General features: G+C 34.0%; 11 protein-coding genes. 8 read left to right on the top strand and 3 right to left on the bottom strand.

Features of this window, described 5'->3' with window-relative positions:
* The first annotated feature begins 14 nt into the window (after positions 1-14).
* Positions 15-1,049: a hypothetical protein gene (locus J2S15_RS14755; RefSeq protein ID WP_307409669.1), complete on the top strand. Its 1,035-nt coding sequence runs from the start codon at positions 15-17 to the stop codon at positions 1,047-1,049.
* Positions 1,050-1,269: 220 nt separating this feature from the next.
* Here J2S15_RS14755 and rnhC read toward each other — a convergent pair whose 3' ends face one another.
* A complete protein-coding gene (gene rnhC / locus J2S15_RS14750; RefSeq protein ID WP_307409667.1) occupies positions 1,270-2,175 on the bottom strand; it encodes a ribonuclease HIII in 906 nt (301 codons plus the stop codon).
* An 89-nt stretch (positions 2,176-2,264) separates the two neighbouring features.
* Between rnhC and J2S15_RS14745 the strand changes: the two genes are divergently transcribed.
* From J2S15_RS14745 to nagA, 4 genes are read left to right on the top strand one after another with little or no spacing between them, the layout of a single operon-like run.
* Positions 2,265-2,867 (top strand): CvpA family protein, encoded by a 603-nt coding sequence (locus J2S15_RS14745; protein WP_307409665.1) that lies wholly within the window; start codon positions 2,265-2,267, stop codon positions 2,865-2,867.
* Positions 2,868-2,877: 10 nt separating this feature from the next.
* Positions 2,878-5,187: an endonuclease MutS2 gene (locus J2S15_RS14740; RefSeq protein WP_307409663.1), complete on the top strand. Its 2,310-nt coding sequence runs from the start codon at positions 2,878-2,880 to the stop codon at positions 5,185-5,187.
* An 8-nt stretch (positions 5,188-5,195) separates the two neighbouring features.
* Positions 5,196-6,944: an excinuclease ABC subunit UvrC gene (gene uvrC, locus J2S15_RS14735; RefSeq protein ID WP_442319968.1), complete on the top strand. Its 1,749-nt coding sequence runs from the start codon at positions 5,196-5,198 to the stop codon at positions 6,942-6,944.
* A 12-nt stretch (positions 6,945-6,956) separates the two neighbouring features.
* Positions 6,957-8,126, top strand: coding sequence for an N-acetylglucosamine-6-phosphate deacetylase (nagA, locus tag J2S15_RS14730; RefSeq protein ID WP_307409659.1), 1,170 nt, complete (start codon positions 6,957-6,959; stop codon positions 8,124-8,126).
* A gap of 47 nt (positions 8,127-8,173) precedes the next feature.
* Here the strand turns inward: nagA and J2S15_RS14725 are convergent, their stop codons facing one another.
* On the bottom strand, positions 8,174-9,244 hold the full coding sequence (locus tag J2S15_RS14725) for a hypothetical protein (protein WP_307409657.1): 1,071 nt from the start codon (positions 9,242-9,244) through the stop codon (positions 8,174-8,176).
* Between the two features lie 138 nt (positions 9,245-9,382).
* Here J2S15_RS14725 and J2S15_RS14720 point away from each other — a divergent pair, with 138 nt between their 5' ends.
* From J2S15_RS14720 to J2S15_RS14710, 3 genes are all read left to right on the top strand, one after another.
* On the top strand, positions 9,383-10,105 hold the full coding sequence (locus J2S15_RS14720) for a YebC/PmpR family DNA-binding transcriptional regulator (protein WP_307409655.1): 723 nt from the start codon (positions 9,383-9,385) through the stop codon (positions 10,103-10,105).
* Between the two features lie 115 nt (positions 10,106-10,220).
* Entirely contained in the window at positions 10,221-10,559 is a 339-nt protein-coding gene (locus tag J2S15_RS14715) for a nuclear transport factor 2 family protein (RefSeq protein ID WP_307409653.1), read from the top strand.
* Positions 10,560-10,620: 61 nt separating this feature from the next.
* Positions 10,621-11,109, top strand: coding sequence for a GNAT family N-acetyltransferase (locus J2S15_RS14710; RefSeq protein WP_307409650.1), 489 nt, complete (start codon positions 10,621-10,623; stop codon positions 11,107-11,109).
* On the opposite strand, the gene J2S15_RS14705 is transcribed toward J2S15_RS14710, so the two are convergent.
* A complete protein-coding gene (locus J2S15_RS14705) occupies positions 11,106-12,215 on the bottom strand; it encodes a tRNA(Met) cytidine acetate ligase (protein ID WP_307409648.1) in 1,110 nt (369 codons plus the stop codon). The two genes, J2S15_RS14710 and J2S15_RS14705, sit on opposite strands and share 4 nt — an antisense overlap.
* Positions 12,216-12,257: the final 42 nt, after the last annotated feature.

The raw sequence follows: 12,257 nt of genomic DNA, 5'->3' as shown, positions 1-12,257 counted from the left end.
AAGGAGAGAAGATAATGTTTAAAAAATTAAATAAATTAGTAATTGCATTAGTAATGGTTGTAATGGCAATTGTAGTAACAACAACAGCAACGACAACAGCAGCAACTTACAAAGGAACTGCAGAAGGAACACAAACAGTAGTAACACAAAGGGGAGATACTACCTCAGTAACATATACATTTACAACAGCAGATGGAGAAATTAATGGTTTAGCAGGAGTGTTCACATGGGATGAAACATTGCTGACATTAGATGGAGCACCAGTAGCGAATAACATGGTTATGACGGACTGGGGAACAACAGGAACAACAAGAGAATACCATGGACAAATCAACTATCCAGGTGCAGTATGTGAAGTTACATTTAACTTTAAAAATGTATTACCAGAAGGAACTGCAACATCTGCAACAGTAGGATTTACCTTTACAGATGTAGATTTAACACATTTAGGATTAGGAGTATACAGTGAATTCTATGATAGTTCATGGAATCCAATGTTGCCAAGTGAAATTGACTTTACAGAAGCAACTATACGATTTGAAGAACCAGTTGTACCAACACCTGAAATAAGTGTAGCTGTAGATCCAACAACAGCAAAAGTAGAAGCTGGTAAAACACAACAATTCACAGCAGCAGTAGCAAATGATGCAACAAACGCTGGAGTAACTTGGGCAGTTAGTGGAGCGACATCAGAAGATACAAAAATTGATGCTGATGGAAAACTAACAGTAGGTGAAGATGAAACAGCAGAAACACTAACAGTAAGTGCAACATCAGTAAGTGATACAACAAAATCAGCAAGTGCAGTTGTAACTGTAGTGAAGAGCAATCCATCTACAGACTCTACTGATCCAACAGATCCAGTAGAACCTACTAAACCAACGAAACCGGCTGACACAACAGATACTGGTAAAAAAGATACAACAGTAAAAGCATCTACATCTCCAAACACAGGAGATACAACAAACGTAGCTGCATTATCATTACTAGCAGTCGCAATGCTAGGTGTAGTTGTAGCAACAAAGAAAGTTAGATTTTCAAAGAAATAAGAATACAAATTGTGCATAAAGAGCACTAACATCTATATCGCCCTATAGATAAGTACTTCCGTATTTTTCCCGCCCTTCAAATATTAAAATATGAAGTAATCAATCTTTGTGCACAGTGAAATTAAGGATACTCAACTATAATGAGGGTATTAGAAAAACTGCTGATTATAAGTAATCGGCAGTTTTTCTGGGCTATAAAAGAAAGACGACTAGATTCATTTTAGTCGTCTTCGTTTATGATTCGATCTGTATTGGAAAAATGATATTTACTAACTTGCCATAATATATCTCTTCCATGTTGTTCTACTAACTGTTTAGCAATTGCATCAACATGAGCACCTGCTCCTTTAGGGAAGGTGAAGTCATACTTTTCATCCATTTTCTTTAATGTATCTAAGAAATAATAACGGGCAATAATAGATGCACAGGCAACACTTAGAAATTTATCTTCAGCTTTGGTTTCAAAATGAATATTTCTTACTACTTCGCTTTCATTTTTTAAATAACGAAAGTAACTTGGTGGAGGTGTAAACTGATCCACATAAATTGTGGAAAGGTTTAGATTAAACTTCTTCTGTAAATTGATAAACGCCTGATTATGTAATTTAGCTTTGATCTGATTCATATTGTTTGTTTCATGAACTTGGTTATATTTGTAGTTATCAAGAATCAGAATGCTATATTTTAAATGGTCAATTAATTGAGGAGCAATCATTAAAATTTCTGGATCTTTGATTTGTTTAGAATCTTTGATTCCTAATTTTATTAACAGTTCTCGATCTTTTTCTTCTACATATGCTGCACATACAACAACTGGTCCAAAGTAATCCCCAGTTCCTACTTCATCACTACCTGCCTGTGGAAATACTTCACTTACACTCGCAGTTGTAGTCTTTGATGAAGAAGATGTTTTCTTAGTAGCTACTTTTCCTTTGACTATATCACTGTAGAACTCTGCACCATTTCCCTGGAATACTACTTTTAAGGATTCATAGGCAGTAATTGTACAGTCACTCATTTTTATCTGAAAGATTGCATAAGGTGGAGTTTTACACTTCGTACCAGCCCCTAAAGAGTGGTATAATTTATTTATTTCTTCTCTTGTATATACTTTTGTAATTGTCATAAAAATACCTCTCAATCATTTTATCACAATTCATCTTCAAAGTTGCATAAACATAGTAATTACTTTAGAATAAAGAAAGAGGTGGGCATATGGAATTTCCTTTGCAGTTAAGTATTTTTATACCAATATTCTTTGTAGCCATGTTAGTTTATTATGCGTGGAAAGGATATCATAATGGATTGATACTAGAAGCGATTATTACCGCTTCCTTATTAATATGTATTTTAGTAGCTTGGTTTTTATCAGATATCTTAGGAAGTCAGTTTTATTTAGTTGACAAACCTGTTATTGATACTGGTATTGCAATAGCAAATCAGACGATTGTAACGTTAGCAAATCGGGTGATTTGGTTTGTATTGTTGTTTCTGATTACCAATATAGTTTTGCGGATACTACGTGTCTGGATTCGTAAAATGAACAAGATTAAAATGGTAGGAACTTTAAACCAGGTATTAGGAAGTATATTAGCTTTGGTAAAAGGATGTTTATATGTTATTGTTTTGATTGTTGTTTTAGCTAGTCCCATTTTTAGCAATGGAAAAGCAGTAATGAACAACAGTGGAATTACACCGATAAAAGATATGATTCAACAGCATGTCCCAATTGCTGGTACGGCATTATCGGCCTTTGATTATATTGATCGCATAAGAGAAGGAGAACCAATTGATCTTGATTCACTTCTAGATTTATAATGGAGAGATTATGGAAAAAAAGTATGAAGGATTAGATTTTGATGAGGTGAAAGCGACCATTGCTAAGCATTGTTCTTTTTCATTGTCTCAAAAAGATATAGTAGAGAAATTACCAAAGTTTGCGTATTTAGAAGCAAACCGTGATTTACAAAGAGGGAAAGAAGCACTGAAATTGTTTCAACATCATGAAGCACCGATTTTTGCGGGAATTCATGATTTTTATAGTGTGTTCAAAGATATTGGCAGAGGGAAAGTAATTACACCTCAAGAGTTATATGATGTAGCCACCTTTATGGGAAGTTATCAGAATATGTTGAACTATAAAAAACGCATTGAAATTGATGCACCAATTATTACAGACTTTATTGACTCTTTAAGTGATCATCGAAAATTAAAAGAATTAATTGAAAAGAAAATTAATGCAAGTTATGAAGTGCGTGATGATGCAACTCCTGAGTTGGCAGCAATTCGTAGAAATATTCGTAACTGTGAACAGGAAATCACGAAGAAGACAAGTGAGATTATGTCACAGTACAGTGGAATCTTAATGGATAATATTACAGCGACTCGTAACAATCGTACAACACTGCTTGTTAAGAGTGCAGATAAGCATAAGATGAAAGGATTTATTCATGATGAAAGTGCAAGTGGTCAGGCAGTTTATATTGAACCTGAAGCATTGCTTGTATTGAATAATCGTTTACAGTCGTTACGTGCAAATGAAAAAAATGAAGTAGAAAAAATACTAAGAGAGTTATGTAACACATTGGCTCCACATACAGATGAAATGGCCGCAAACTTAGAAACACTAACTTTGTTGGATGTTCTTTTTGCACAAGCAAAATGGGCATTTCAAAAAGGAGCAGTATACACATCTTTAAATAAGGATGAAAAACATCTATATTTTAAGGATGCAAGACACCCTTTAATTGATGATGAAAAAGTAGTATCAAATACATATGAAATTAAAGATCCATATCAACATCTGTTGATTAGTGGATCTAATACAGGTGGGAAAACAGTTACCTTAAAAACAATCGGGTTATTTACGATTATGAGTATGAGTGGATTTCCAGTGCCTTGTGAAGAGGCAGTTCTGCCAATGTTTGATGAAGTGTATGTTGATGTAGGAGATTTCCAGTCGATACTAGAATCACTATCTACATTCTCAGCACACTTGTCAAAGTTATCTTATATTCTAGATCATGCAACAAGTCATTCATTAGTACTACTGGATGAACTTGGTTCAGGTACTGATCCAAATGAAGGAGAATGTCTGGCAATTGCAATTTTAGATTATCTAAAGAAGAACGATATTATGAGTGTAGCAACTACTCACTATTCAAAGGTGAAAGAGTATGCGAAGACACAAGATAGTATTTTATTATCAAGTGTAGGATTTAATTTAGAAACAATGACTCCTACCTATAAGTATATGGAAGGATTTTCAGGCAATTCAAATGCACTTGAAATTGCAAAGCGTTATCATATAAAGGATGAAATTCTTACGTATGCATATCAGTTAAAAGAAGAATCTACAACTGATCAAAGCTTACTAATTGAAAAACTGGAGAATGATCGTTTGCGTTTATTAGAACAACAGGATCATCTTCAAAAGGAAAAGGTTCAATTGAAGCAAGAGCAAGAAAAACTGCATACAAAAGAACAGAAACAACAGGAAGAATATGAGCGTAAGTTAAAAGAAGCAGGATATAAAGCTGATGAAATTATTGAAGAAGCCAGAGAACAGGCGAAAACAGTGATTGAAGAACTTCGTTCAATGAAGGAAGTAAAAGAACATGAGTATATCAAGACGCTTTCAAAACTGAAAGTTCAAAAGGAAGAAGAAATAGAAGATATAATTGAAGAAGAATTTAAAGTAAATGATTATGTAAAAGTAAAAGGATTACAGTACCAGGGAGAGATTATCTCAATCAAAGGAAACAAGGCAACAATATCAACAAATGGTATGAGGATGAATGTGAAAGTTAGTGACTTAACGCATATGACAAGACCAAAGAAGAAAAAGATAGCTAGTGTTTCTACCAGTACAACAACTGCAAGACCAACGATGGAATGTAATGTGATTGGGATGCGTGTGAGTGAAGCGTTGAGTGTTGTGCAGAAGTATTTAGATAATGCAATCTTACATAAGATGTATAGTGTAACAATCATCCATGGTAGTGGTACAGGAGCCCTTCGCTCTGCAATTCATGAATTCTTAAAGAAACAGAAATACGTAAAGGATTTCCGTCTTGGAGGAGGATATGAAGGTGGTGTTGGTGCAACTGTAGTAACATTAAAAGGTGGTAATAATTAGTGGCAAATATGGAGAAGATTCAAGACAAACTGGAGCTGTTACCAGCAAAACCAGGTTGTTATCTGATGAAGGATATAAACGGAACAATTATTTATGTGGGGAAGGCAGTGCGATTAAACTCGCGTGTGCGTTCCTACTTTCGTGGTGCTCATGACTATAAAACAACAAAGTTAGTAAGCAATATTGATGACTTTGAATATATTGTTTGTGATAGTGAAAAAGAAGCACTCCTTCTGGAAATTAATCTGATTAAAGAGTATACGCCAAGATACAATATTATGTTTATGGATGATAAGAGTTATCCATATATTAAATTAACCAAAGGTAGGGCGCCTACACTAACAGTCGTTAGAAATATAAAGGATAAGAATGCTTATTACTTTGGGCCATTCCCAGATGCAAGAGCTGCCCATCAGACAAGAGGATTGTTGAATAAAATTTATCCTCTGCGAAAATGTAAGCACATGCCAAATCGCGCGTGTCTGTATTATCACTTAGGACAATGTCTGGCACCTTGTATCAATGATATTGATCCTGCAATCTACGAGAAGATGGCAAATGATATCAAACGCTTCTTACGAGGAGATACAAAGAAAGTAGTTGGCCAATTGACTCAACAGATGCAGGCTGCAAGTGATAAACTTGATTTTGAGCAGGCGCAGGAATATCATCAGTTGATTGAATCAATTCATCATGTAGCCGCAAACCAACATGTTGAGTTTAAGGATCGTAAAGACCGTGATGTATTTAACTATTACTATGATAAAGGATACTTATGTATTCAGGGATTCTTTCTAAGAAATGGAAAAATTTTAGAACGTTCTTTATCAATTACACCAATTTACGAAGATGAAGAAGATGCATTTATATCTTTTATTCTTCAATATTATAATAAGAATCCATTACCTCAGGAATTATTGATTCCTAGGGAAGTGAAAACTGATTTAAGTGAAGTGCTGGATACAAAGGTAGTAAAGCCACAACGTGGAGAAAAACTGCGCTTGGTTGAACTGGTAGAGAAGAATGCGGAAACAGCACATCGTGATAAATTTGAATTAGTAAAAAGAAAACAAGACAGTAAACAGGAAGCAATGCAGGAACTATCTTCAATCTTTAAAAAAGAAATTCATACGATTGAAATTTATGATAACTCACACATTAGTGGGGCATTCAATGTTTCAGGTATGGTTGTCTTCAAAGATGGAGTTCCATCAAAGAAAGATTATCGAATGTATAAGTTAGATACGTATGTATCTGATACTGATTCAATGAAAGAAGTAATTTATCGTCGTTTCTTACGTCTATTAAAAGAAAAGAAACCAGAGAATGACTTACTTGTCGTCGATGGTGGTTTGGCGCAAATCAATGCAGCAAGAGAAATTCTTGATGCTTTAGAAATTGAGATTACCTTGTGTGGATTAGTAAAGGATGATCGTCACCGTACAAGCAATTTAATGGACCGCAATGGTGATATTATTCCAATTCGTAAAGACAGTCCTTTATTCTTTTTGCTAACACAGATGCAAGATGAGGTTCACCGTTTTGCGATTACCTATCATAAGAAATTACGTTCCAAAGCACAAACGAAATCAATCTTGGATGAAGTTCCAGGATTGGGGAACGTTAGAAAACGTAAAGTATGGAATCATTTTAAGAGTATGAAACGATTAAAAGAAGCAAGTGTTGAAGAAATTGCAGAAATTGTACCATTAAAGGTTGCACAAAGTATTGTAGAAGTTATTCATCATGAAGACTAAATGGAGGTACTTATGAAAACACTTTTATACAATGGAGTTGTAGTAGTGGACGGAAAAACAGCATATGATGGTGGAATATTAATTGATGGTGAAGTGATTGCTGAAGTAATGAAAGAGGGCGATCCAAAGTTTGAAGTTTACCAACAGGACAAGGACGTTGAGTTTATAGATGTAAAAGGTAGTTATATTATGCCTGGACTAATTGATATTCATATTCATGGTGCTGATGGGGTAGACTTTGAAATTGCATCTCAGGAAGCGATTAATCAGGCTTCTTGCAATCTAGCAAAAGATGGAGTAACTGGTTTTGTTGCATCATTAGCAACAATGTCTCATGAAGAAATGATAAAAGTACTGAATGTATATGCAAAAGTCGAAGACTGTGTAGATGGTGCTCATTTTCTGGGACTTCATGCAGAAGGTCCATACTTAAGTAGAGAGTATAAAGCAATTATGGTAGAAGAGCATTTACGCGCTCCTTCTTATAAAGAATTAGATGAAATGATTGAAGCATCAGATAACCGAATTAAGATTATGACAATTGCACCTGAGTTAGATGGAATGATGGAGTTTATTGAATATGGTACCAAACGTAATATTGCAATGATGATTGGCCATAGTGCTGCCGATAGTAAAACAGCAACAAAAGCATTCCAACATGGAGCAGTTGGATTTACGCATTTATATAATGCTATGTCTCAACATCTGCATCGTCAACCGGGTGTTGTAACATCTGCATTTATTAATAAGGATGCATATGCAGAATTAATTGCTGATGGATTCCATGTGGATCCTGAAGTAATTCTTATGACGTATCGTTGTAAAGGCGCAGATAATATTGTCTTAATAACTGATGCAATGTTAGGAAAAGGATTGCCAGATGGTGAATTTACATTTAGTGGTAAACATTGTATAAAAGAAGGAAACAGTGTAACGGTAATAGAAACAGGAAGACGCGCTGGTTCAGCTGTTGGTTTGGATTATATTGTTCGTACGATGGCTGAAGTGACTGGTTGTAGCGTACAGGAGCTAGTCCAAATGGCAAGTGTGAATCCTTCTAAAGTAGCGAAAGTAAATAAAGTAAAAGGAACACTAGAAGTAGGTAAGGATGCTGATATCTGTGTTATGAATAAAGACTATTATAATCAGATGACTTATGTTCAAGGTAAAAAAGTGTTTTAAAGAAAAAAGCAATTTAGTGAGATAATAAAATCACTAAATTGCTTTTCTTATTCATGATGCATGAAGTAGTAGTAACTGCCGTATTTGTAACCCGAAGAACATATCCATAAGAAGTCGTCTTCCTTAGCTACAGCTACAGCTTCCTTGTTAACTTCACTCTTTTTGTTTCTGGAGTATATATATTGCTTATTTATATTCTTTTCAGTATTTGAATAAAGAATTCTTTTAGTTGCACCATAAGGATCCAATAACATTGTGAAAGTAGTTCCATGAGGACTGGTTACAACAACAGTAGAATCATTAGTTATTTGTGTTTGATAACCATTCTCGTCAAGAGCAGATGTAATCAAATTAATAGATCTTTTTTCGTTGCCTTTTGACAAATGTAATGTAGATCTAATTTGTCTTCTTTTTATATTTTCGTCTGATAACCAATTTGTAAGTTTTGATTTTAAATTATCTCTACTAACTTTATCAGTATTGTAGTTAAGATAGGAATCAGCATTAGCATTCATATCAAAACTACAGTTTTCTTTTTCATCAGTATAGTTATTTTCTGCGGAATCTTTTATATCAAATATATAAGATGTAGAGAAATCTTCAATGTTACCATAAAAGTAAACAGCTACATAGGTATCGCTAAAAGAATCGCTATTAGTCTCAAATAACCCATAGAAAGTAGCTTCCTTTTCATTTTGGTAAATAAATATACTCGATCCATCACTGTTTATTTTATATCTGCCAACATAGCCACTTTCTTCGAAAAAAGTGTTTACTTCGTGATCAGAACGTTCGGGTTTTTTATCGCTGAAATTATTAGAGGAAGAATTAGTTGTTTTGCTACTGCTGTTTTGTTGACTGGATATTAGCGAAACCATAGCGAAACTTATAATGATAATGACAATGATAAAAGTTAATGCTCGGCTTTGTTTAGGCGTAGCTGTTTTCTTTTGAACTGTGCTGGTTACGTTACTTTTGTTAGTTGTGGAATGCATACGTACAAATGCTGAATAGTTGGTTGTTTTGTTTTTCTCATCATGTTTAACAGGTGCTCCACACTGTGAACACACTTTTTCATCATCATTTACTTTACACTTACAATATTCGCAATAACTCATACTGCACCTCAATCTTTCTCTTTAAAAATATCATAACTTATTTTGTATACTGACACAACAAGAAGAACTGTTTCGAATAATTATTGTAGGATGTTTTATTCTTTGGTATAATAAACAAGGATTTGGATGGTGATAAATATGGGACGTGCATTTGAGGTGCGTAAAGCAAGTATGGCGAAAACAGCCAATGCTAAAGCAAAAGTATATTCAAGATATGGTAAAGAGATCTATGTAGCTGCAAAAAGTGGTGAACCGGATCCTGAGATGAATGTTAATCTGAAGAAAACAATTGAAAGAGCGAAAGCGAATCAAGTTCCTGCAGATGTAATTAAAAGAGCGATAGAAAAAGCAAAAGGCGGATCTGGTGAAAACTATCAGAGTGCTACTTATGAAGGATTTGGAAGTGGTGGAAACGCTACTGTTGTTATTGAATGTTTAACTGATAACTCAAATCGTACAATTGCTGACTTACGTGGAGCGTTTAATAAATCAAAAGCTAAAATTGGTGTAAGTGGATCAGTTTCATTCAACTACGAAAGTGTTGGACAAATTGTAATTGCGTATACAGATGAAGATGCAATGTTAGAAGCACTGCTGATGGCTGATGTTGATGTAAAAGAAATTGAAGTTGAAGAAGACCACATGTCAATTACAACTGCACCACAAGATTTAAATAAAGCAAAAGAAGAAATTGAAAAATTAATTCCAGATGTAACATTTGATGTGTTGGAACTTACAATGATTCCAAATGAGTATGTAACATTGGATGGAGATGATAAAGATTTATTTGAACGTCTTCTAAACTTGTTGGATGATGTTGATGATGTGCAAAATGTATATCATAATGTAGAGAATTTATAAGAGGAGCTGTAAAGGTTTCTCTTTTTTCTTTGGAAAAGAAACGAAAATTTAACAAACTTCTTATTTTATATTTATACAATTTTGATATAATATAAATATCAAGGAGGATATGCATATGGTAGATTTAGAAACCTTTATTTCAAATCATGTTGATGATTACAACCGTCACGATGTAGATGCACTTGTCTCTGCGTTCGCGCCAGATGTGAAGATTCATAGTCTGGATACAGGAAGAATACTGATGGAGGGCAGGGAGAATATTAGAGCGTTTTATAATGAAAAGTTTGATTATCCAAAATTGTACTCAGATGTAGTAGAAAGATTAACAATCGGAGAAAAGGTAATTGATAAACAAATTTTCACCTCTGAAGCAGATACGATGATGATCAAAGCCGTAACGATTTATTACTTTAAAGATAATCTGATTCAAGATGTATGGTTTATTTTTGAATAAGTATCTTGTTTAGGTATATTGGTTTGTGATATTATATTTATACTTTTGGGAGTGTAAATATATGATTGTAAAACAAGCACAGGATAAGGATATTTCTTGTATTGAAACTTTGTATAAGTTAAAGGTACAGGAGTTAGCAGAAAAAGGATTAAAGCAATGGGAAGACGAAGAAATAACATGGGATACCATGTCTCAGGATTATGATATCTCAGATTTTTATATTGTTTATAAAGATGATGAAGCAATTGGATGCTTTAGTGTAGTTGATTATGATCCTACTTATTGGTTAAATGATAAACCTAAAGAAGCACTATATATTCATAAGGTAATGGTACTTAATAAAGCAAGAGGTAGTGGGGCATCAGATTTCATATTAGATGCATTTAAAGATATTGGAAGAAAACGTGGGATGTCTTGTGTGAAACTGGATGTTCGTGAACATAAAGAAAAATTACGTTCATATTATGAACGTAATGGATTTAAACTTGTGGAGATAGTGGATTTAGGTAAAGGATACCTGACGGCATTATACAAGTTTGATTTAGTTTAGTCTTTTATATACCTAGGTGGTTGCAACTCAGTTGCAGCCATTTCTTTTTGTTTGGTAATAGAAAGCGGATATGAATATACTTGCGTTGCTTTTAATTCCATTTCTCTATATGGAGAAGGTATCTGATTAAACTTTGATGCAATAATAATATCTTCCTTTAATGTATGTAGGTAATCTTTTCCTTTCTGATTAAAGGCTAGGATACGAACATGGTTAAGTTCAGGAAGAAAATCAGCATCATTCTTATAAGTGTGGTTCATCAGATGAACCAATGTTCTTTGAATACTTGATTTTGTATATCGTTTAGAAATACAAAGATTTAAGAATTCTTCATAAGCGTCTGCAATCTTACAATTTTTTATTAAGTTGTTTTCAATTCCTTCATCCATTAGAAATGATTTTTTTAGTTCTTTTGCTGGCGTTGTCAGTAATAACATCTTTATATAAGGATAGTAATGTTCCATTTTGAAGTTATCATTTAAATTATTCATTGGTGTTCCATACTCATAATCTTCATGCTTGTAGATTTGATTACGAATAGCTGTAGCGCTACTGATGCTGCCTTCCATGTTTTGATTATGATAACTGTTTGTTCGTTGTATGGTATAAGCTTCTATATCGTTGTTACGTGCGTGTTTCACATAGTTAAGTCCCAGAATATCATTGGGATGAAGTTCGCCATAAAGACGCTCATATGCCTTTGCACTGGAGATGCCTTCCGTTTTTAGAGAAGCGATATCATCATCAATATGAAGCAGTTCTTCCAGTTTCCTTATATTATTGGATTCACTACCGAAAACAATGTTATCTACTTTCAGTAACTTTAGCGTTTCAATTGAACCTTGAGCAAATGCATCCGCACTTTGCGTTGCATAGATAAAAGGAAGTTCTACTACCAAATCAACTCCATGTCTGATTGCAGCAGTCGCACGATCCCATTTATTTGTAATCGCAGGTTCGCCTCGCTGAACAAAGTTACCACTCATTACACAAATTAATACATCCGGTTCTGTCAGTTCTCTGGTTTTTTTTATATGTAAAATATGTCCATTATGGAATGGATTATACTCACACACAATCCCTGTTGTTTTTATGTTTCTTGTCATGTTTTTATTATACTGTAAATAGATTTAAATAGAAACGAATTT

It is taken from the genome of Breznakia pachnodae, assembly GCF_030814225.1.
In the GTDB taxonomy this organism is placed as follows: domain Bacteria; phylum Bacillota_I; class Bacilli_A; order Erysipelotrichales; family Erysipelotrichaceae; genus Breznakia; species Breznakia pachnodae.
The sequence above is the reverse complement of the archived record's forward strand: the minus strand, read 5'-3'. Positions and strand labels throughout refer to the sequence as shown.